Here is a 20,475-nt window from a genome sequence, read left to right on the forward strand (position 1 = left end):
GGTTTAATGTTCTTCGACCCGGATTTCTCCGTTTTTGTGACCATTGTGGGTCTCGCCCTGGCCTTCATCATCATCATCAAGGCCATTGCCATTGTGCCCCAGCAAAATGCCTGGGTTATCGAACGTTTGGGCAAATACGACCGCACCTTGTCGCCAGGTGCAGGGTTTGTGATTCCGTTCATCGAGCGAGTGGCCTACAAGCACTCGCTCAAAGAAATCCCCCTCGATGTGCCTAGCCAGATTTGCATCACAAAAGACAATACCCAACTGCAAGTTGATGGCGTCTTGTATTTTCAAGTCACCGATCCGATGCGTGCCTCGTATGGGTCATCCAACTATATCTCGGCCATCACGCAGTTGGCGCAAACTACGTTGCGTTCTGTCATCGGCAAAATGGAGCTCGACCGTACCTTCGAAGAACGCGAGCTGATCAACAGCGCCGTGGTTGCCGCACTCGACGAAGCGGCCCTGAATTGGGGCGTCAAGGTGTTGCGCTACGAAATCAAAGATCTCACCCCGCCAGCCGAAATTCTGCGTGCGATGCAGGCGCAAATTACGGCCGAACGCGAAAAAAGGGCGCTTATTGCCGCGTCCGAAGGCCGTCGTCAAGAGCAGATCAATATCGCCACAGGCGAACGTGAAGCCTTTATTGCTCGTTCAGAGGGCGAAAAGCAGGCCGAGATCAATAAGGCCGAAGGCGAGGCTCGCGCAGTACTGGTGGTGGCCGAAGCGACGGCCAAAGCCATTACTCAAGTTGCACACGCCGTTAACCAACCCGGTGGGATCGAAGCCGTCAACCTGAATGTGGCCGAACGTTATGTTGATGCGTTTGCCAATGTAGCCAAACAAGGCAACACCCTCATTCTGCCGGCCAACCTAGCTGATATGGGCGGCATGATTGCTTCGGCCATGACTATTATCAACAAAACCGGTAAGGGCGGCTCCGGCTCGGGGGCTTAGTTAGACTTAGTCGTGCGTTCAGCTGCCGACACCACGTCAAGGAGCGTTTGGCCCTCCTTGCCGACGGTCATATCAGTAGAGCTTTAACTGCCTTCGCCGCGCAGGTAGGCCTGAGCGCGCTGTGCCATCAGGGCTTCGCGGCGAATGAAATCGGACACGAAGGCGCTGGCTGGCTGATGATGCAAGCCGTAGGGGGTATCCCATTGCACAATGACGCCTTTTTCCATGACGCCGATACGGTCGGCAATGGCGAAGGCTTCGGCCTGGTTGTGCGTGACCAGTAGGGCGGTATGGCCGGTATTTTTCAGAATGTCGCGTACTTCAAATGCCAGTCGTTCACGCGTATCGACATCGAGGTTCGAGAAGGGTTCATCGAGCAATAAAAGCTCAGGTTCGGGCGCCAGAGCACGCGCCAGGGCGACGCGTTGCTGTTGGCCTCCCGACAATTCGTGCGGGTAGCGCCGGGCCACGTCCGTCAGCCCGACAAGTTCAAGCATTTCTTCGACACGTTTGCTGCGCGCGGGCTTCTCGAGATGCTGCAGCCCAAATCCGATGTTCTTTTCGATGGTGAGGTGGGGGAACAGGGCATAGTCTTGAAACATCATGCCTACGTTACGATTTTGGGGTTCGACCATGAAGTCGGGCGATGACAAGACGATAGCTCCCAAGCCGATCGTGCCAGTACGTAACGGCTCGAACCCGGCAATAGCGCGCAACACCGTTGTCTTGCCGCAACCCGATGCCCCTAGCAAGCAGCCAATGTGACCTTTTTCAAGCCCCAGGGATAGGTGGTTGACAACTGGCAACAGCCCTTCGGGCGTGTCGTAGGCGAGCGAGACATCGTTAAGCTTTAATAGTTCTTCTGACATGGATGCAGCGTATTTAGTGTCCGGATTTTAATTGACTGCGCGCCAGCACAATAACCGGCAACAAGCCCGCCAGCACAATAGCAAGCGCTGCCACAGCACCTTCTTCGTAGGTGCCACGTGCCGCTTCGGCGTAAAGCCAGGTTGCCAACGTTTCGAAGTTGACCGGGCGCAAGAGCAGGGTCGCCGGGAGCTCTTTCATGGTGTCGACGAACACCAGAAGGGCAGCGGCGCCAATAGCGGGTCGCAGCAGTGGCAGGTGAACACGACGTAAAGTACCGGTGGCCGTTTCACCCAGCAAACGAGATGCCTGCTCTAATGAGGGCGGGATGCGCGCGAGGCCTGATTCGAGCCCCCCGACGGAAATGGCCATGAAGCGAATGGCATAGGCGCAGACCAAGGCCGTAGAAGACCCCATTAACCACAAGCCTGGTGATGTATTGCCTAGCCCTTGGGCTATCCAGGCAATGGCATCGTCGACCAGGTTAAGAGGCGTCAGCAAGGCGATGGCCAGCACAGTGCCCGGCAGGGCGTAACCTACGGTGGAGACGCGAGCGCATAGTTTGGTGAAGGCGTATGGCGAAGCGTTTCGGGTGCTGCGCGCTGCCCAGGTGACCACGATGCCGCACACAACCACGACCAGCGTAGCGACTAACGCAATGCCAATGGTATTGAGACCGCTTTGTATTAACTGACTGGATACGCCGCCGGCAATGTGCAGGTGCTTGATGGTTTGGTTAAGCAGATAGAGAGCCGGGGCCACAAAGCCGATGATGATAGGTGCCCAGCCCAGACCGATGGCAATAAGTGCCGCGGCGCCTTTAAGCGGCTTGGGCTGAATAGGGCGCATGCGCTGGGTGTTGGCGTAACGCTGCCGCTTGCGCCCGTGACGTTCAAGCAAAATGAGCGCAACGACGATAGCCAGCATGGCCAGCGCAATTTGCGCCGCACCAGCCAGGTCAGACCGAGTAACCCAGGTGGTGTAGACCGACACGGTGAGTGTTTGCACACCAAGGAATTCGGACGCGCCAATGTCGTTAAGGGTTTCGAGCAATGCCAGGCTGACCCCTACAGCGATAGCCGGGCGTGCCAGCGGCAGGGCGACTTTAAGAAAAACGCCACGCCCGCTAAGCCCCAGAATACGACCGGCTTCGAGCAAGCTGGCAGCCTGAGTGGCAAACATGACGCGCGTGGACAAGTAAACGTAGGGGTACAGCACGAAGCCCAGCAAAAATATGGCGCCGGGCAGACCGCGTAAGTCGGGCAGACGGAATTCGCGGGGGCTACTGTAGCCGAGTATGTCGCGAATGAGCCCTTGCAGCGGCCCTATGGGGTGAAGAATATCGAGATAGGCAAACGCAACGATGTAGGTGGGTACTGCCAGAGGCAGCAATAGCGCCCATGACAACATGCGTTGAGTAGGAAATGAAAACGCCGTGACCAGCCATGCGGCGCCGGTACCCAGACATGTGACCAGAACGCCGACCCCCAGCAGCAACAGTACCGTGTTGACAAATGCTGTGGGAATCACGAAGTTGAGCAAGTGCGCCCAGTGACTGAGCGACCCTTGCGAAGCGAGCCAGCCCAAGGTAAGAATGGGCGTGACAACGCACAACGCAATGAAAATCGCACCAAGCCGCCAGCCGGTATCGGAGTTCCAGAAAATACGACGCAACTGCAAGCGCTTGGCTTCCTGCAAATAAACAGACTGGGCGCCCCTGGTGCGCCCAGCCCCGGATAGGGTTAAAGGGGTGTTATTGGTCGAATCCAACTTTGTCTACCAGTTTGCTGGCTTGCTGACGATGTTTTGCGATCTCGGCAAGTGGCAAGGGGTCGACAACCAACGGGCCAAAACTGGCCACAACGGGGTCTAGTTTAACCCCGGCGCGCACAGGATACTCGTAGTTGGCGTTAGCGTACAGGTTCTGGGCCTTCTCGGACACAAGATATTCAAGTAATTGAACGGCCTGTGCCTTGTTGGGCGAGTGTTTGGCAACAGCTGCACCCGACACGTTTACATGCGTACCCTTGCTTTTGTCGTTGGCGAATGTCGGGCGTACGACTTTAATGGCTTCGCCCCATTTGTAGTTATCGGTGCCGGGCTCGGCGTTTTTCATGCGCCCGACGTAGTAGGCGTTGGCGATACCCACGTCGCAAATACCCCCCAGAATGTCACGGGCAACGTCGCGGTCACCGCCGGCTGCTTTGCGCCCCAGGTTGGCCTTGACACCACGCAACCAATTTTCGGTTGCTTCTTCACCATTGTGGGCAATCATGGCCGCGATCAGGCCGGTGTTGTAGGGGTGCTGGCCCGAGCGAATGCACACTTTGCCTTTGTATTTAGGATCGGCAAAGTCTTCGTAGGTGAGGGCGTTGATGTCGAGCTCTTTGGCGACATACGCCACGCGGTCGCGCAACGACAGTGCATACCACTGGCCGGCGGGGTCGCGCAAATTGGCGGGGATCACGCCGTTGAGGGTTTCGGACTGTACAGGCTGGGTAATCCCGCCTTGCACCAGATCGATCAGGTTACCGATATCGACGACCATCAGTACATCGGCCGGCGATTTATCGCCCTCGGCGCGGACGCGTTCAAGCAAGCCGTCTTTGACAAATACCGTGTTCACGGCAATGCCAGTATCTTTCTTGAATTCGTCAAGAATGGGTTGGATGAGACCAGGTTCGCGCGTGGTGTACAAATTGACTTCGCTGGCAGCGGCGGCTGTAGAAACGGCAGCCAGGCCGGCGAGCGCCAGGGCGCGCAGTGCGGGCATGAACGAACGGGTGTGACGCATGAAGGTACTCCGTAAGGGTTGGAACGCGTTTGTAAATAGCAATGATTCTCAACAAGCTTAGCATATAATGGGGTAAACCAGTATATATGTAGCGTATACGCTTAAATTTTTTGAAAATATGCGTTGTTTTTATATTTAATATGTAGACGCTAATACTATGTTTCGTATATGCTTATTCAAAAGCTGTTTGGTCGGTGCGTTATCATGCCAGCCACCAATATTAAAGCTAACACCCGCGTTATTAATATATTAGCGAGCACAAACACTATGGCCGCCTTCAACACCGAAAAAGTCCTCAGCGTTCATCACTGGAACGACACCCTGTTTTCATTTACGACAACGCGCGACGCCGGCTTGCGTTTTCATAACGGCCACTTCGTTATGCTGGGCCTGGAAGTCGAGGGTAAGCCGCTGATGCGCGCCTATAGTATTGCCAGCGCCAACTACGAAGAAAACCTCGAATTCCTGAGCATTAAAGTGCCCAACGGCCCATTAACATCGCGCTTACAGCACCTGAAAGTAGGCGACGAAGTTCTGGTCAGCCGTAAACCGGTCGGTACCCTGGTCGTCGACGACCTGAAGCCTGGCAAGCACCTTTACCTGTTCGGTACCGGCACCGGTCTGGCCCCGTTCATGAGCATTATCAAAGACCCGGAAGTATACGAGCGTTTTGAAAAAGTCATTCTGATGCACGGTGTCCGCCAGGTTAGCGAGCTGGCCTACTCTGACTACATCCAGAACGAACTGCCCAATAACGAGTTCTTTGGCGAGATGGTGCGCGAAAAGTTGGTGTACTACCCCACCGTCACACGCGAAGAGTTCCGTAACACCGGTCGCATCACAACCGTCATTGAAAGCGGGAAGTTCTTTGAAGACACCGGCTTGCCGCCGCTCAACCCGGAAACCGACCGCGCCATGATGTGCGGTAGCCCGGCCATGCTCGAAGACCTGTGCAAAATGCTCGATAGTCGCGGTTTCGTGGTTTCGCCCGGTGTGGGCGAACCCGGTGACTACGTCATCGAGCGCGCTTTCGTAGAAAAGTAAGTCAAAAGGGTAGGGGGCTGTTAATTTTGTCTATAGATGTTTAAACTCTGATAGTTACTTGTTGACTTATACAGAGACACATCATGGCAAAACACGTTGTTCAAACCGACGCTGCACCGGCCGCAGTAGGCCCCTATTCACAGGCTATCGCCACCGACGGCGGTAAAACCGTTTATTTGTCAGGGCAAATCGGCCTCGAACCCGCCACCGGCGAACTGGTTTCCGAAAACTTCGAGGGCCAAGTTCGTCAGGCGTTTGCCAATATGCAGGCCGTCATCGAGGCCGCTGGCGGCTCGCTGGGCTCTATCGTCAAGCTCACCCTGTACCTGACCGATATCTCCAAGTTTGCCAGCGCAAACGCCATCATGGCCGACATTATTCCGCAACCGTTCCCGGCGCGTTCGACTATCGGCGTGGCTAGTTTGCCCAAAGGCGCACAATTCGAAGTCGAAGCGATTATCGTTATTTAGCGTTTTTCGCATTCTTATTTCTGACGCCGTCTAAACCACGTGGCTACATCGTCAGCAACCGAGCGTCGTCTGCAACGCCTTGGTTTGCATACGCCGCAAGACTATATCGTTCACTTGCCGCTGCGTTACGAAGACGAAACGCAGTTGTTGCCTATCGGGTCGGCTCAGCCCGGCCAGTCGGTGCAAGTCGAGGGTACGGTGCTGCACAGCGAGGTCCAGCTCAGGCCTCGCAGGCAACTGGTGGCCGTGGTGGGCGACGATACCGGACGCCTGTCTTTACGCTGGCTGCACTTTTACCCCAGCCAGCAAAAGCAGGTGTTCAAGGGGCGGTTGGTCCGGGTAAGGGGCGAAGTACGCGCCGGGTTCAATGGCCCGGAAATCGTACATCCGCGTGTCGCTGCAGCAGGTGGAGCGCTTGCTGCCGCGTTAACGCCGGTTTATCCCACCACTGAAGGGCTATCGCAGCCCACATTACGTAAGCTTATCGATCGAGCGCTTGAATCGGCCGACTTGTCCGATACTTTGCCCGACGATATTCGAGAGCGCTTCCAGCTCGTTCCGTTTGCGCAGGCTATTCGTGCCTTGCATCATCCGCCGCCCAGTGTGTCGGCTGCCGATTTGCTTGAACGCGAACACCCCGCTTGGCGCCGCATCAAGTTTGATGAGCTGCTGGCCCAGCAATTGTCGCTGGCACGCGCCCGGGCGCAGCGTTTGTCGCAACGGGCGCCATTACTTAAGCCTCAAAATACACAGCTACTTAAGGCTTTACATGCCCGTTTGCCGTTCAAGCTAACGGCTGCGCAGGGTAGGGTGGTTGACGAAATTCTGAGCGATTTGCAACGCGCCCACCCTATGCACCGTTTGTTGCAGGGTGATGTAGGTAGCGGCAAAACCGTCGTGGCAGCCATTGCAGCGGTGCACGCTATTTCTGCCGGCGCCCAGGTAGCGATCATGGCGCCTACCGAGATTCTGGCTGAACAGCATTTGCACAAGATGGTCGACTGGCTGGCGCCATTGGGTATAAACACAGTGTGGTTAACCGGCAGCCTGACCCAGAAAACGCGTCGAGAAGCTGCGCAAGCCATTAAAAGCGGACAGGCGCAGCTGGTTGTAGGAACGCAAGCGCTTATTCAGGACAAAGTTGAATTTGCCAACCTGGGGTTGATTATCTTGGATGAACAACACCGCTTTGGCGTGGGTCAGCGTTTGGCGCTCAGCAAAAAGGGCGAGTTGTCCGTGGACAGCGACAATGTCATACCGCATCAGCTCAACATGAGCGCGACACCTATTCCGCGAACGCTCGCTATGACCTTTTTTGCCGACCTGGATGTGTCGGTGATTGACGAACTGCCTCCCGGGCGTCAGCAGGTGGTGACCAAGCTGTTGGCCGATACCCGGCGACATGAACTGACTGCGCATATCGGCGCCGAAGTGGCTCGCGGGCGCCAAGTGTACTGGGTGTGCCCGCTGGTCGAAGAAAGCGAAGCCCTGCAATTGCAAACGGCCGTCGACACCCACCAGCAATTGTCCGAGATGCTGGTGGGTATGACGGTCGGCTTGGTACACGGCCGCATGAAGCCTGCCGAGAAAGCCCAAGTCATGGATGAGTTTCGTGCTGGACGTATTCAGGTGCTGGTGGCCACAACCGTGATTGAAGTCGGTGTCGATGTGCCCAATGCCTCACTAATGGTCATCGAACATGCCGAACGTTTTGGGTTGGCTCAGTTGCATCAATTGCGCGGACGGGTAGGGCGGGGTAGCGCTCAGTCGGTCTGTGTTCTGCTGTACCAAAACCCGCTCTCGGCCATTGCCCGGCAACGTCTGCGCGCGATGTACGAAACCACGGACGGTTTCGAAATTGCCCGACGTGATCTCGATCTTCGTGGGCCGGGCGAATTTTTAGGGGTACGGCAGTCGGGCGCGCAGATTTTGCGATTTGCCAGCCTTGAAACCGACGCAGGCCTTGTAGAGCAAGCGCAGCAACTCGCCGCTGAATTATTGGCCGCCCAACCCGAAACGGTGGATAGACACTTGGGTCGATGGATGCGGGGTAAACAAGACTTTCTGCGAACCTGATGCCCTTTCATTCAGTTTTTATACACGGAGCCGAATATGACGCTCACTGAACTTAAATACATAGTCGCCGTCGCCCGCGAGCGTCACTTTGGTCGGGCTGCAGATGCTTGCTATGTCAGTCAGCCGACGCTTTCGGTGGCGATTCGCAAGCTTGAGGAAGAGCTGGGCGTCACGCTTTTCGAACGCGGCGGCAACGAGGTGTCGGTGACGCCGATTGGCGAGCGGGTCATTGCGCAGGCGCAGCGCGTGCTTGAAGAAACGGCCAATTTACGCGAGATTGCGCGTCAGGGGCATGACCCGTTGGCCGGGCCGCTGCGAGTGGGGGTGATTTACACCATTGGGCCTTACTTGCTGCCCCGCCTGGTGCCGGCGCAAATCGAGATCACCCCGCAAATGCCATTGATCCTGCAAGAGAACTTTACCTCACGGTTGCTTGAACTACTGCGCCAGGGGGAGATCGATTGCGCCATCATGGCGCTGCCGTTTCCGGATACGGGGCTTGAAGTGCGGCCGCTTTACGACGAGCCCTTTGTGGTCGCCGTCCCCAAGAGACACCCTTGGGCGAAGCGTTCCAGCATTAGTGCATCTGAGCTTAAAGAAGAAACCATGCTATTGCTGGGCACAGGTCACTGCTTTCGAGACCAGGTGCTCGAAGTATGCCCTGAACTGGCGCGTTTCTCGGCCAGCAATGACGGCATTCAGCGCAGTTTCGAAGGTTCTTCGCTAGAAACCATTCGGCATATGGTGGCTGCAGGTATTGGCATTACGGTGCTGCCCGTCAGCTCCTTGCCCACCTCGGGCGCCCCCAATGACTTGTTAACTTACATTCCGTTCAGTAAACCCGTCCCCGATCGCCGTGTTGTCATCGCGTGGCGCAAGAGCTTTCCGCGTCGCGAAGCAATGGAAGCCTTGATCCGCGCGGTTCGGCAGTGCGATTTACCGGGCGTCTCGTATCTCGATACCGATGCTCCCATGGTATCCTTTGCCCCCTGATCAGCAGCCAAATCAACGCTTACAGGCCTCTTCATCATGTTTTCAAATTACGAACTTTCGCTGGCGTTTATCGGCGGCGGCAATATGGCTTCGGCGCTCGGTGCCGGTCTTATCGGCAAACGTTGCGGCGCCGGTGATGTGCACGTTATTGATATTGACGAGGCCACGCGCGAACGCTGGTCGGCGCAAGGGGTGGGTACGGCTGCAGCGCCTGGGCCCGAGCTTGCCGGCCAAAAGGTCTGGATTTTCGCGGTCAAGCCCCAGGTCATGAAAGAGACGGTAGCAGCGTGCCGCCCCTATCTCAAGCCCGACACTCTGATCATCAGCATTGCCGCAGGTATCGATAGTGCCACGCTGGCGCGCTGGCTGGGTACGCCCGACCAGCCCTGGACGCGGCTGGTACGTTGTATGCCTAATACGCCGTCGCTGGTCAAGGCCGGTATTTCTGGCTTGCTTGCGCTTGACGGCGTTTCAGACACCGACCGTAATGTGGCCCAACAGTTGCTTAAAGCCGTGGGGGAAGTCGTTTGGGTCGACAACGACGACCAGCTCGATGCCGTGACGGCACTGTCGGGCAGCGGGCCGGCCTATGTCTTTCTGTTTCTCGAAGCCCTAATTACCGGCGGCGAAAAGCTGGGGTTGTCTGCTGAACAGTCACGCATGCTGGCGCTGGCTACGCTGAACGGCGCCACGCAGTTGGCCGGCTTGTCGCCCGAATCGCCTGCAACTCTGCGCGAACGCGTGACATCGAAGGGCGGCACCACAGCGGCTGCGCTTTCGGTATTTGAACAACAGGGTTTTACACCTATGGTTCACGATGCCATGCAGGCGGCGTATAATCGGGCCTCCGAGCTAGCCCGCGAATTTTCCAAATGAACTCAAAAGTTAATGTGCCCATGTCGGCGCTCCAGATTGGTATTGCCGTTATTGCCATGGCCATTGTGGTGGTCGGCTCCAACATTCTGGTGCAATACCCCATTAACCAGTGGTTAACCTGGGGCGCTATTTCGTATCCTATCGCCTTCCTGGTAGCCGATCTGATCAACCGTCGTTTTGGCCCGTCGGCCGCGCGTCGCGTTGCTGCCGTTGGTTTTATCATTGCGGTTATTTTTTCGTTCTGGGTGGCCACGCCGCGTATCGCCATGGCGTCGGGCCTTGCCTTTTTGTTCGCCCAGTTCCTAGATATTTACGTGTTCGACCGTTTACGTAATCAGGCCTGGTGGCGCGCACCCTTCATTGGCGGTGTCGCTGGCGCAACGCTCGATACCATATTGTTCTTCAGCCTTGCCTTTGCCGGTACCGGCATCGACTGGACATCGCTGCTGGTAGGCGACCTGGCTGTGAAGCTGGTGGTCAACCTGGCTTTGCTGGCGCCTTTTCGCGCCCTCATGTGGAACCTGGGACGCCCAGAGTCACGTTCGGTGTCCGCGTCGGTGTAAAACGGTAAAAGCTTTCACTTGCTGTCTTACCAGGCAGCGTCAACATAAAGGGGCCTTAACGGCCCCTTTATGTATTTTACGGCGGTATTTTTAAGCAGATAGCACTTGCGCGGTGACGCGAACGTCTTCTGCTCTATAACGCATTAGCCTTCTTGCTGGCGTTTCTGTGCCTGCTGAACGGCCGGATCGTTAGCCATCACGTCAAAAAAGCGTGCCAGGTTTTTGTATGCACTCAGATCAACTTGTTTGAACTTGGCCCAGGTCATGATCGTGAACAAGTAGGGGTCGGCAATTGACTTCTTGCCAGTCAGGTAGTCTTTACCTTCGAGCTGCTTGTCGGCCACGCCAAACAAAAACTGTACCCGTTCAGTGGCTTTGCTGACCAAAACGTTTTTACCCGCCTCATCGGCGGAGAAATTTTGCGGCGCAAATACCAGCGAGAACGTACGGTGCAGGTCGGAATTGCAGAAATTCAACCAACGGCGCACTTCGGCGCGTTCACGCGCATCGCTGCCATGCAAGCCCGATTCCGGGTGCAGGTCGGTCAGGTATTCAACAATCGCGACGCTCTGGGTCAGAGTGAAGTCGCCGTCTTGAAATACGGGCACCGAGCCAATGGGGTTGAGTGCAAGAAATGCCGGTTGTTTGAGTTCGTCGCGGCTGACGGCCTGAAGCTCGTAAGGCAGTTTCATCCATTCGAGCACAATTTGCGTGGCCAGAGGGCAAGCGCCGGGCAGATAATACAGTTTCATTGGTATCCTTCTGTTTTGTTGAATTCAGATTTTTGCTGTGGGTGACACAGTAATTTTGGCCGATAAAACGGCCACCTTCTGCAGGTTTGCACATTATGCATGCGCCCGACTTTTCTTTGAACAATAAACTTGCACTCGTTACGGGTTCTACTCAGGGCCTGGGCTATGCCATTGCCTGCGCATACGCTGCCAGCGGTGCAACCGTGATTATTAATGGGCGTGATATTGCGCGGGTCGAGGCCGCTGTTGCCCGCATCCGCAGTGCGGGTTTTCAGGCCCAGGGCTGGGTACAAGATATTGCCGATTTGCAAGGGCAGCGCCAGGCCTACGAGCAGTTGCAGGTGCAGGTGGGCACGCCCGACATTTTGGTCAATAACGTTGGCATTCGCATACGCAAGTCGCTGGGGGCCTCAACCCTTGATGACATTGCCCAGATGATGCAAGTTAATTTGGTTGCGGCCATTCATTTATCGAAGCTGGCTGCCGCTGGCATGCTGGCTAAGCCGGCGCAGGGCGGTCGCATTATTACGTTAACTTCTATTGCCGGCCCGTTGGCGCGCCCGGGCGACGCTATTTACCCCATTGCCAAGCTTGGGCTGCAAGGCATGGTGCATAGCCTTGCCGTCGAATACGGGCCCTACGGTGTCACCAGCAATGGCATTGCCCCTGGTACCTTTGCCACAGAAAGCAATCGCGAACTGGCAGCAGATCCGATTCGGGGCCCTGTTGTGGTGGGGCGCAACCCGTTGGGCCGTTGGGCGCAGCCCAGCGAGATCGCCGGCGCTGCGGTGTTCCTGGCCTCGCCAAGTGCGTCGTACGTCAATGGCCATGTGCTGGTCGTCGATGGTGGTTTTTCAGTCACTTTTTAGTTGAATCTCAATGTCTCAGGTATTACGCATTGCCATCAATGGCTATGGCCGGATCGGTCGCAGTTTTTTGCGCGCGCTTTACGAGTCGCGCCTTGAGTCCATATTCCAAATCGTCCTTATCAACGAGCCGTCTGATCTGGACAGTATGGTTTATTTGTCGCGCTACGATTCGACACACGGTATTTTCCCGGGGCAGGTCGATGTTGGCCCCTTGGGTTTACGCGTCAATGGCACCGATATTGCCGTAACACACGAGCGTCAGCCCGAATCCGTAGATTGGCGAGCGCACGATGTTGATCTGGTTGTTGAGTGTTCTGGGCAATACGGTACGCGAGGCGACCTGATGCGCTTTATACATGCGGGTTGCCCGCGTTTATTGTTGTCGCACCCGGCAAATAGCGCTACCGACGTCGATTGCACGGTTGTTTACGGTGTGAACCACAAGCAGTTGCAGGGGCCCGAACAACTGGTGTCTAACGCCTCGTGCACCACCAACGCCATTGTGCCTGTATTGCAGCAACTCGATCAGCACTGGGGAATAGAACACGCATTTTTAACTACGCTGCATTCGGTCATGAACGATCAGCCGCTTATCGATGGCTACCACCATACCGACCTCCGACGGACGCGTTCGGCCATGCAGTCCATCGTGCCTGTGTCTACGGGGCTCGCGAAGGGGGTAGAGCGCTTGTTACCCGAGCTCGGCGGCAAAGTCCAGGCAAAAGCCATCCGGGTTCCCACGCTGAACGTCTCTGCCATCGACTTGATGGTCACATTGCAATCGGCTACCGACGTTGCTGCACTGAATCGGCATTTCGAGCTGTTTTCCTCAACCCTGCCGGGTCTGATCGACTGTTCCAACCATCCGCACGCCTCTATAGACTTCAACCATAATCGACATTCGGCCATTATCGACACCAGTCAAACCCGGCTGAATGGCGGGCGCTTTGCCAATTTGTTTGTGTGGTTTGATAATGAATGGGGCTTTGCCAACCGTTTGCTCGATACCCTGCAATGGTGGGCAAAGCGCTTGCAGAACCCGGGGTAACCTCAGCAGGCAGTTCAACATCAGGGGGCATCATGACCAAGTACCGCATCGAAACCGACAGCATGGGCGAAATCAAGGTCCCTGAGGCCCACTATTGGGGGGCACAAACCCAGCGCTCTATCGAACACTTTCCAATTGGCGTGCAGCGGTTTGTTTGGCCGGCGTCTATTATTCGCGCCCTGGGTGTGCTTAAGAAGTCGGCAGCGCAGGCTAATGCTGTCTTGGGCGAGTTGTCGCCTGATATTGCCCAGCTCGTTGTACAGGCTGCCGACGAGGTCGTGCAGGGCAGGCTCGACGCCGAATTCCCGTTGGTGGTTTTTCAAACGGGCTCGGGCACGCAATCAAATATGAATGCCAACGAGGTTATTGCCAGTCGCGCCAACGAAATTGCTGGCGCGGTGCGCGGCGGCAAGCATCCCGTTCACCCTAACGATCACGTCAATCGAGGGCAGTCGTCTAACGACACATTTCCGACCGCCATGCACATTGCCGTGGCGTGTGAAGTAACCATGCACTTGATCCCGTCGGTTCAAGGCCTGCGCAATACGCTGGCAGAAAAATCTGCCGAATTTAAAGACATCGTAAAAACTGGCCGTACACACCTGCAAGACGCCACACCTATTACCTTGGGGCAAGAGGTAGGCCAATGGGTCGCACAAATCGATTTCGGCCTTGCGGCGGTTAGCCGTGCACTTGAAGGTATTTATGATTTGGCCATTGGCGGTACAGCAACCGGTACAGGCTTGAATGCTCACCCCGAATTCGGCAATCGGGCCGCAGCATATATTGCCCAGGAAACCGGGTTGCCCTTCAGGTCGGCACCTAACAAGTTTTTTGCATTGGCAGCACACGACGCGCTGGTTGACGTATCGGCCGCGCTACGCACGCTGGCCGGTGGTCTGATGAAAATGGCCAATGACGTGCGCTGGCTGGCCAGCGGCCCGCGTTGCGGCATTGGCGAACTTCAAATCCCGGAAAATGAGCCAGGGTCTTCGATTATGCCCGGCAAGGTCAACCCCACCCAATGCGAGGCCTTGACGATGGTGTGCGTGCAAGTGTTTGGCAATGATGCGGCAACGGCTTTTGCTGGTACACAGGGTAATTTCCAGCTTAATGTGTACAAGCCAGTCATGGTGCACAACGTGCTTGAAAGCGTTCAATTGCTGGGTGATGCGTGCCAGACGTTTAATGCGCATTGCGCTGCAGGGCTTGTACCCGATATGGGTCGTATCGAGCACAATCTGTCGCAAAATTTAATGCTGGTCACGGCCCTTAACCCCCACATTGGTTACGACAAGGCCGCCGCCATCGCGAAAAAGGCACATGCCGAATCGACCACTTTACGCGCAGCCGCATTGGCATTGGGATACTTAACGGCCAGCCAGTACGATCAGTGGGTAGACCCGGCAGCAATGACCGGGCCCGAAAACACGCGCTATGCGGACTAGCCGGCTTACTTGACCAGCATTACCGGTACCGGGCTTAAGCTGATAACTTTGGTAGCCACAGAACCCAACACCAGGTTTGACACTGCACCCATACCCCGCGTGCCCATAATAATCAGGTCGCAGCCGTGCTTTTGCGCATATTCGACCACGGTTTCGGCCACCGGGCCGACCATAATTTCGACACTGGCTGCCACACCCTCGGTATTCAGCAATTCGCGCACGTCTTTCAGGGCCTTTTCACCCTCGTCGTGGTAGTACTCGTCGATAGTTTCGGGGGCTACAAAACGTTTGACGTTTGAAGTAAATACGGGTGCCTGCACGGTGATGACGTAAAGACTGGCGCCGGTTTTACCTGCCGCAGTAATGGCCGCCTTGACGGCATGTAAAGCGTGTTGCGAACCGTCGACGGGCACCAGAATCGTATTCATTTTGACCTCTGAAAATAAGTGATGGCTATCATTTTATAGTAGGGCTACCCAGAAAGGACGCTATCTTGCCCAAGCCTATGGATGCCAAATAAAAACGGGCGTACCCGAAGGCACGCCCGCCGGCGGAAAAGCCCAGTTTACTTGTTGTCGGAGATCAGTTTCCAATCACCGTTTTCAACACGAATCAGCATGCGTGCACGCTCGTCGTGGCCGAAGTGATCGGTGGGTGTCATATTGAAAACACCATGCAGCCCGACGACTTCTTTTGACTGCTCAAGCGCATCGCGCAGGGCGGCACGGAATTCTTGTGTACCTGGCTTGGCCGATTTCAGTGCCACCGGAACGGCGGCTTCCAGCAACAAATAGGCGTCGTAAATTTGCGCGCCGAACGAAGAGAAGGAACCCGCACCGTATTTTTCTTCGTAACGACGGGTGTAGTCGATACCCGCTTGCTTGGACGGGTGCGAGTCGGGCAACTGACTGGCGACGACAACTGGACCAACGGGCAAAATAGTGCCCTCGACGGCTTTACCACCTACCCGGATGAATTCTTTGGTTGCCGTGCCGTGGGTTTGATAGATTTGACCTTTGAAACCGCGCTCTTGCAGTGTGACCTGGGGCAAGACCGAGGGCGTGCCCGAAGCGACCACCAGTATGGCATCGGGCTTGGCAGCCACCAGTTTCACGGCCTGACCCGTCACGCTGGTGTCGTTGCGGTTAAAGCGCTCGACGTCTTCCACTTTGATGCCGGCGGCTTCGGCCAGAGGCTTAGTTTCTTTCAGCCAGATTTCGCCGTAAGCATCGGCGTAACCAATGAAGCCCAGACGTTTTACGCCGTTGGCTTTCATGTGGTCGACCAGTGCGCCTGCCATAAGGCGTACGTGCTGGGGTGAGCGGAATACCCATTTGTCTTTGTCGGCGGGCAGGTCAAGGGGTGCGACTGCAATTTGAGGCACCTGGTACTCGTTGGCGATTTCGGCCATGGCCACGCTAGTGGGTGTGGCAGAAGAGCCGAACAAAATATCGACCTTGTCTTCAGTGACGAGCTTGCGTGCATTTTTACCGGCTTGGGAAGCATCGGTCGCATCGTCGAGCACGATGTAATTAACCTTTTGGCCCGCGATTTCGGTGGGGAAGAGCGGGACGGTATTGCGTTCGGGTACACCCAGCGCTGCGGCCGGACCAGTGCTGGACAAAGAAATACCGACGTTGATGTCGGCATGGGCGGCCAGCGAGAAAGAAACAAGCGTGCCGGCGACGGCCAGCGAGGCCAGTTTACGGGTGAATTTCATAGTGTCTCCGTTGATATTGTTTTCGGTGGAGTCTGAACTCTACGGATAAATTTTTATGCGGTCAAGGCGCGCAGCCAACCAGGGGCAGCAAACAGGGCGAGAAGAAAAGAAAGGTTTGGGCGAAGGGGCCAGGCTTTCGTGCCAGATGCAATTACCGTAGCCGTTTGGCGGAGCCTGGAAATTTGATGAGCGTCAAACATTGCTGCAGCGAGCATCACTACGATGATTTGGTGCAGTTCAAGTCCTGTTGTCTTTATCGTCTTTGTCTAACCGGAGGCTTCTCACCATGGCCAACAAATTAACCCCCATCAGTTCCTTCAATGACCTGGCCCGTTTCGAGCCGTTTCGAAATCTCGAAACCTTCTTTAACGACTTTCGCTTCAGGCCTAGCTTGCAAACGTTTGACGCCGAGCCTGCCATTCGGATGGATGTGGCTGAAAGCGACGACGCTTATCGCATTAAAGCTGAAATACCGGGTGTAAAAAAAGACGACATCAAAGTCAGCATTGACGGGAATCAAGTCAGTATTTCGGCCCAGGTACGCCAGGAAAAGGAAGAGAAAAAAGATGAAAAAGTGGTGCGTCGCGAACGCTATTTTGGCGAACAGATGCGCAGCTTTACATTGGCGCACGACATCGACCAAGGCAAGGCAAACGCGCGTTACCGAGACGGTGTGCTTGAGCTGACCCTGCCTAAAAAAGCTGGCGGTAATGGCGCTAAAACCCTGAGCATCGACTAACAATCAGCGCCTTCGTATGACGCTGATTGTTATTTGGCAAGGTGCTGTGCGTTAATAATATGGATGGTGCGTCGGTCGACGCAAATCGTGCCGCGCGCGTCTAGTGCCGACAGCGCACGGGACACCGTTTCCAGGCTTAGCCCCAGAAAGGCGCCAATGTCTTTGCGTGTCATGGGCAGCGCAAAAGCCGAGGCAGGCAACCCGCGCCGGGCATGACGATGCGCCTGCAGCGCCAGAAATCGGCCCACGCGTTGCTCGGCCCCGACAACGGCCATCAAATCGGCGTCGCGCTCGTGAGCGCTTTGAGCCAGACTAAACGCTTCATAGAGCGTGCGCTCCAACTTTGGATCTTGTCGAGCCACATTCAACAAACCGTTGAAGGGGAGGGTAACTAATTCTGTGTGCGTAAGGGCAATGGCATCGTAACCATGATTACCCAGCCCTATGCCTTCCAATCCCACCCAATCAAGCATCATTGGAAAATGCAATACGCGTTCGTGGGTGGTGTCGGTGTGACGTACCGTTTTAAGGTAGCCGGTACGTACAAGATAAATGTTGTTGAATGGTTGCCCCTCCCTGAACAGCACTTGGCGAGGTCGCAACCTTTTCAGTGCGAAGGCATGACTTGGTATCGTGTTGACGGCCTGAATATTTGAACCCACCACCTGTTGGGCGCTTTGAGTCGGCGCCAAGCATTGCAGCAACGAAAGGATGATGGGCGGGGCTGCGGTATTTTCAAGGCTGTACATGAGCTCTCCCGGGCGGGCAAACGACAGCTTGCGACCCTTGCAGTACGCGTTGCGTGCAGTATAGAGGCCAGGGCTCGCTTACGATACAAAGTAAGCCATTTGACGGGAGCCAATCCAACATAAGGGTTTGCCCTAGATGGGGTTAGATGCATTTAACAAATTGTTGCGATTGCGCCTAAAGCAACCTATGCTATAAGTTTTGTCATCAGCAGGGGCTCAGCGGCACCTATAGCTATGGCTTGCTTTGCGCCACATTACTGGAACATAAATGGTTAATGCCCCGCCCGATCAAGTTCAAGAACACGCTCTGGGTGCCGAAGCCATTGCGCAGCTTGGTCGTGCGCCATCAACCGAAGGCTTGCAACTGCTTTACGACGTCGTGCAGGCGCTTTCGGGCGCGCACGGTTTGCGACAGGGCTTAAGCAGCACCCTCGAACGCGTGGTACGCGGCGATGGCTGGGACCTGGGCATCATGTGGTTAAACACCCCCGGCGGTATCAAGTTCCAGTGCGCCTGGCATCACCCTGCGCTCGACGCTGCTAATTTCTTGCAGGTTACCCAAGACCCAAAGCTCGACTTGGACGCTTGTTTGGCCCACCAAACGCAAAAGCGGGGGGCATTGATATTCATCGAGCAAATTGCGCCTAATGCCGCCTGGGCTCGAAATCGCGAGGCCATGGTGCTGGGGCTGACGTCTGGCATGGGGTTACCGCTTAGGGTGGGCGACAATATCTACGGTGTGCTCGAACTGTTCAGTCGCAGCCCGCGGGTTTGCAGCGCCCATGCGCTGGGCCTGTTTCAGGCATTAAGCAGCGATATCGGCCAGTTCATTGAAGCGCGCCATCTCGAGCAACAACTTTACGACAATAACGCCAAACTGGCCGAAGCCCATCGCATTGCTCGCATGGCCTATTGGGAACTGAATCTGGTCAACCTGCAGTTGCACGGCAACCTTGATACCGCCGCAGTGCTAGGCTTAACCCCCGAGTCGTTGCCACGCGATCTGCACGCGCTGTACGCGATAGTGCCGCCCGAAGACCAGGTACATCTGCAAACCATGCTTGCCGGGGCACAGCGCCAGGAGCATCCCATTGTCACCGTCGAGCACCGGGTCATAGCCAAAGACGGGCGCTTCAAGCATTTGCTGGTGCAAGCCCAGGGGCGGTTCGATATTTCCGGCAAGCCAGTGCGCATTACCGGGACCATTCAAGACGTTACCGAACAAAGGCAGGCGGCAGAGCGGGCTCGACAATCCGAGCAACGATGGGAAATCGCCTTTCGCAACAGTCCTATTCCCAGCTTGATCACCAGTTACGACACTGGCCTGTGTCTCGACGCCAACGACGAGATGATGCGTGTCATGGGTTTACAGCTCGAGCAGATTGTTGGGCGCACTACCAGCGAACTGCGACTATGGCCGCCTAACCGCTGCCGTAACGAGCTCATTGCACAAGTACACGAGCATGGCCGAGTTCGCGACTTCGAACTTCACACCGAAATAAACGGTAAAGAGTCATACTTGCTCATCAACCTTGAAATCATAGATTTCAACGGCCAACGTTGCTTGTTGGGGCAGTGGATCGACATCACTTGCCAGAAGCTGCTTGAAGAAAGCCTGCGCTTAACGGTAGCGGCTGTCGAACATGCCGGCGACGCCTTGGTGCTCATGGATCACCGTGGCAACGTCATGTCGGTCAACCCGGCCTTTACGCAAATTACCGGTTACACCAAAGAACAAGCCAGCGGCCAATGGTTTCTGGGCCTCATTCATAAACCGTCCGGCCGGCACGACAAGGCATTCTTCCGCAATGCCGTCGGTACGGTCGAGACTGACGGCCAATGGAAGGGCGAGGCCTGGGCCAAGCGAGCCGATGGCCAGATTGTCCCAACGGTACTCACACTTAGCGCCATACGTGACCCCCATACCCAACGGGTCAAGCACTATGTCGGCGTGTTTTCCGACATTTCACGCCAAAAAGAATACGAAATGCAGCTGCAGCAAATGGCTTGGCACGACGACCTTACAGGGGTGGCCAACCGCAGCTTGCTGATCGAGCGCGGTAATCGGGCGTTGCTGCAGGCCGAGCGCCACGACACCATCCTGGCGCTGGTCTTTGTCGATCTCGACCGCTTCAAAGCCATCAACGATACCTACGGGCATGTGTTCGGCGACGAACTGCTAAAACAAGTCGCCGAACGGCTGTGTTTGTGCGTTCGCGCCTCCGATACCGTCGCTCGTATCGGCGGCGACGAATTTGTATTGCTGTTGCCCGAAGTCGCCGAAGAAGAGGGCGGCAAAACGGTTCTCGAAAAGATTCGTCGTGCCATGCTCGAACCGTTTATCATTGGCGGGCAGACAGTCGGTATTGGCGCCAGTCTGGGCATTGCCTACTATCCCCAAGACGGGCTAGACATGCCCACACTGCTTCAGCAGGCTGACGAAGGCCTGTATCGTATGAAGAAGGCAACACGCGACGACACGGCTTCACCCGTTTAAATAGCGGTAG

General features: G+C 55.9%; 19 protein-coding genes. 12 read left to right on the forward strand and 7 right to left on the reverse strand.

Annotated features, from left to right (window positions below):
- Positions 1-6: 6 nt before the first annotated feature.
- A complete protein-coding gene (locus tag CHR62_RS08225; RefSeq protein ID WP_093970163.1) occupies positions 7-960 on the forward strand; it encodes an SPFH domain-containing protein in 954 nt (317 codons plus the stop codon).
- An 83-nt stretch (positions 961-1,043) separates the two neighbouring features.
- Here the strand turns inward: CHR62_RS08225 and CHR62_RS08230 are convergent, their stop codons facing one another.
- Genes CHR62_RS08230 through CHR62_RS08240 form a run of 3 tightly spaced genes read right to left on the reverse strand, consistent with a single transcriptional unit; the run spans position 1,044 to position 4,621 of the window.
- Positions 1,044-1,829, reverse strand: a complete 786-nt coding sequence (locus tag CHR62_RS08230; RefSeq protein ID WP_123660593.1) for an ABC transporter ATP-binding protein — start codon at positions 1,827-1,829, stop codon at positions 1,044-1,046.
- A 13-nt stretch (positions 1,830-1,842) separates the two neighbouring features.
- Entirely contained in the window at positions 1,843-3,525 is a 1,683-nt protein-coding gene (locus CHR62_RS08235; RefSeq protein ID WP_123660594.1) for an iron ABC transporter permease, read from the reverse strand.
- A gap of 55 nt (positions 3,526-3,580) precedes the next feature.
- Positions 3,581-4,621: a Fe(3+) ABC transporter substrate-binding protein gene (locus CHR62_RS08240; RefSeq protein WP_093970160.1), complete on the reverse strand. Its 1,041-nt coding sequence runs from the start codon at positions 4,619-4,621 to the stop codon at positions 3,581-3,583.
- Between the two features lie 267 nt (positions 4,622-4,888).
- On the opposite strand from CHR62_RS08240, the gene CHR62_RS08245 reads away from it, so the two are divergent.
- From CHR62_RS08245 to CHR62_RS08270, 6 genes are all read left to right on the forward strand, one after another.
- Positions 4,889-5,665 carry a ferredoxin--NADP reductase gene (locus CHR62_RS08245; RefSeq protein ID WP_093970519.1) on the forward strand — a complete coding sequence of 259 codons (777 nt, stop codon included), beginning with the start codon at positions 4,889-4,891 and terminating at the stop codon, positions 5,663-5,665.
- Between the two features lie 83 nt (positions 5,666-5,748).
- The gene (locus tag CHR62_RS08250; protein ID WP_123660595.1) at positions 5,749-6,135 is read left to right on the forward strand and encodes a Rid family detoxifying hydrolase; all 387 of its coding nucleotides are present in this window, start codon (positions 5,749-5,751) and stop codon (positions 6,133-6,135) included.
- Positions 6,136-6,174: 39 nt separating this feature from the next.
- Positions 6,175-8,211: an ATP-dependent DNA helicase RecG gene (gene recG, locus CHR62_RS08255; RefSeq protein WP_123660596.1), complete on the forward strand. Its 2,037-nt coding sequence runs from the start codon at positions 6,175-6,177 to the stop codon at positions 8,209-8,211.
- A gap of 36 nt (positions 8,212-8,247) precedes the next feature.
- A complete protein-coding gene (locus tag CHR62_RS08260) occupies positions 8,248-9,204 on the forward strand; it encodes a LysR substrate-binding domain-containing protein (RefSeq protein ID WP_093970157.1) in 957 nt (318 codons plus the stop codon).
- A gap of 36 nt (positions 9,205-9,240) precedes the next feature.
- Entirely contained in the window at positions 9,241-10,080 is an 840-nt protein-coding gene (gene proC / locus CHR62_RS08265; protein ID WP_123660597.1) for a pyrroline-5-carboxylate reductase, read from the forward strand.
- Positions 10,077-10,643, forward strand: a complete 567-nt coding sequence (locus CHR62_RS08270) for a VUT family protein (protein ID WP_233574916.1) — start codon at positions 10,077-10,079, stop codon at positions 10,641-10,643. Before proC ends, CHR62_RS08270 begins: the two co-directional genes overlap by 4 nt.
- A gap of 143 nt (positions 10,644-10,786) precedes the next feature.
- Here CHR62_RS08270 and CHR62_RS08275 read toward each other — a convergent pair whose 3' ends face one another.
- On the reverse strand, positions 10,787-11,395 hold the full coding sequence (locus CHR62_RS08275; RefSeq protein WP_093970155.1) for a glutathione S-transferase family protein: 609 nt from the start codon (positions 11,393-11,395) through the stop codon (positions 10,787-10,789).
- Between the two features lie 95 nt (positions 11,396-11,490).
- Between CHR62_RS08275 and CHR62_RS08280 the strand changes: the two genes are divergently transcribed.
- Genes CHR62_RS08280 through fumC form a run of 3 tightly spaced genes read left to right on the forward strand, consistent with a single transcriptional unit; the run spans position 11,491 to position 14,760 of the window.
- Complete coding sequence (locus tag CHR62_RS08280; RefSeq protein WP_123660598.1) at positions 11,491-12,264, forward strand: SDR family oxidoreductase; 774 nt, start codon at positions 11,491-11,493, stop codon at positions 12,262-12,264.
- A 10-nt stretch (positions 12,265-12,274) separates the two neighbouring features.
- Complete coding sequence (locus CHR62_RS08285) at positions 12,275-13,312, forward strand: type I glyceraldehyde-3-phosphate dehydrogenase (RefSeq protein ID WP_123660599.1); 1,038 nt, start codon at positions 12,275-12,277, stop codon at positions 13,310-13,312.
- A gap of 32 nt (positions 13,313-13,344) precedes the next feature.
- Positions 13,345-14,760 (forward strand): class II fumarate hydratase, encoded by a 1,416-nt coding sequence (gene fumC, locus CHR62_RS08290; protein WP_123660600.1) that lies wholly within the window; start codon positions 13,345-13,347, stop codon positions 14,758-14,760.
- 5 nt (positions 14,761-14,765) lie between these two features.
- Here the strand turns inward: fumC and CHR62_RS08295 are convergent, their stop codons facing one another.
- Entirely contained in the window at positions 14,766-15,188 is a 423-nt protein-coding gene (locus CHR62_RS08295; RefSeq protein WP_093970151.1) for a universal stress protein, read from the reverse strand.
- Between the two features lie 137 nt (positions 15,189-15,325).
- Positions 15,326-16,480 (reverse strand): ABC transporter substrate-binding protein, encoded by a 1,155-nt coding sequence (locus CHR62_RS08300; protein ID WP_093970150.1) that lies wholly within the window; start codon positions 16,478-16,480, stop codon positions 15,326-15,328.
- A gap of 286 nt (positions 16,481-16,766) precedes the next feature.
- Between CHR62_RS08300 and CHR62_RS08305 the strand changes: the two genes are divergently transcribed.
- On the forward strand, positions 16,767-17,219 hold the full coding sequence (locus tag CHR62_RS08305; RefSeq protein ID WP_123660601.1) for an Hsp20/alpha crystallin family protein: 453 nt from the start codon (positions 16,767-16,769) through the stop codon (positions 17,217-17,219).
- A gap of 29 nt (positions 17,220-17,248) precedes the next feature.
- Here CHR62_RS08305 and CHR62_RS08310 read toward each other — a convergent pair whose 3' ends face one another.
- The gene (locus CHR62_RS08310) at positions 17,249-17,968 is read right to left on the reverse strand and encodes a Crp/Fnr family transcriptional regulator (RefSeq protein WP_123660602.1); all 720 of its coding nucleotides are present in this window, start codon (positions 17,966-17,968) and stop codon (positions 17,249-17,251) included.
- 268 nt (positions 17,969-18,236) lie between these two features.
- Between CHR62_RS08310 and CHR62_RS08315 the strand changes: the two genes are divergently transcribed.
- A complete protein-coding gene (locus tag CHR62_RS08315; protein WP_123660603.1) occupies positions 18,237-20,465 on the forward strand; it encodes a diguanylate cyclase domain-containing protein in 2,229 nt (742 codons plus the stop codon).
- The last annotated feature ends 10 nt before the right edge of the window (positions 20,466-20,475 follow it).

The organism is Pusillimonas sp. NJUB218 (assembly GCF_003788685.1).
Lineage (GTDB): Bacteria > Pseudomonadota > Gammaproteobacteria > Burkholderiales > Burkholderiaceae_B > Neopusillimonas.

What these genes read in the sequence shown, in the direction of transcription:
- fumC (WP_123660600.1), top strand. Translation starts at nt 13,345, where the DNA reads ATGACCAAGTACCGCATCGAAACCGACAGCATGGGCGAAATCAAGGTC.
- CHR62_RS08300 (WP_093970150.1), bottom strand. Translation starts at nt 16,480, where the DNA reads ATGAAATTCACCCGTAAACTGGCCTCGCTGGCCGTCGCCGGCACGCTT.
- CHR62_RS08230 (WP_123660593.1), bottom strand. Translation starts at nt 1,829, where the DNA reads ATGTCAGAAGAACTATTAAAGCTTAACGATGTCTCGCTCGCCTACGAC.
- CHR62_RS08305 (WP_123660601.1), top strand. Translation starts at nt 16,767, where the DNA reads ATGGCCAACAAATTAACCCCCATCAGTTCCTTCAATGACCTGGCCCGT.
- CHR62_RS08285 (WP_123660599.1), top strand. Translation starts at nt 12,275, where the DNA reads ATGTCTCAGGTATTACGCATTGCCATCAATGGCTATGGCCGGATCGGT.
- CHR62_RS08270 (WP_233574916.1), top strand. Translation starts at nt 10,077, where the DNA reads ATGAACTCAAAAGTTAATGTGCCCATGTCGGCGCTCCAGATTGGTATT.
- CHR62_RS08315 (WP_123660603.1), top strand. Translation starts at nt 18,237, where the DNA reads ATGGTTAATGCCCCGCCCGATCAAGTTCAAGAACACGCTCTGGGTGCC.
- CHR62_RS08240 (WP_093970160.1), bottom strand. Translation starts at nt 4,621, where the DNA reads ATGCGTCACACCCGTTCGTTCATGCCCGCACTGCGCGCCCTGGCGCTC.
- CHR62_RS08250 (WP_123660595.1), top strand. Translation starts at nt 5,749, where the DNA reads ATGGCAAAACACGTTGTTCAAACCGACGCTGCACCGGCCGCAGTAGGC.
- CHR62_RS08245 (WP_093970519.1), top strand. Translation starts at nt 4,889, where the DNA reads ATGGCCGCCTTCAACACCGAAAAAGTCCTCAGCGTTCATCACTGGAAC.
- CHR62_RS08275 (WP_093970155.1), bottom strand. Translation starts at nt 11,395, where the DNA reads ATGAAACTGTATTATCTGCCCGGCGCTTGCCCTCTGGCCACGCAAATT.
- CHR62_RS08225 (WP_093970163.1), top strand. Translation starts at nt 7, where the DNA reads ATGTTCTTCGACCCGGATTTCTCCGTTTTTGTGACCATTGTGGGTCTC.
- CHR62_RS08310 (WP_123660602.1), bottom strand. Translation starts at nt 17,968, where the DNA reads ATGTACAGCCTTGAAAATACCGCAGCCCCGCCCATCATCCTTTCGTTG.
- CHR62_RS08295 (WP_093970151.1), bottom strand. Translation starts at nt 15,188, where the DNA reads ATGAATACGATTCTGGTGCCCGTCGACGGTTCGCAACACGCTTTACAT.
- CHR62_RS08280 (WP_123660598.1), top strand. Translation starts at nt 11,491, where the DNA reads ATGCATGCGCCCGACTTTTCTTTGAACAATAAACTTGCACTCGTTACG.
- proC (WP_123660597.1), top strand. Translation starts at nt 9,241, where the DNA reads ATGTTTTCAAATTACGAACTTTCGCTGGCGTTTATCGGCGGCGGCAAT.
- CHR62_RS08260 (WP_093970157.1), top strand. Translation starts at nt 8,248, where the DNA reads ATGACGCTCACTGAACTTAAATACATAGTCGCCGTCGCCCGCGAGCGT.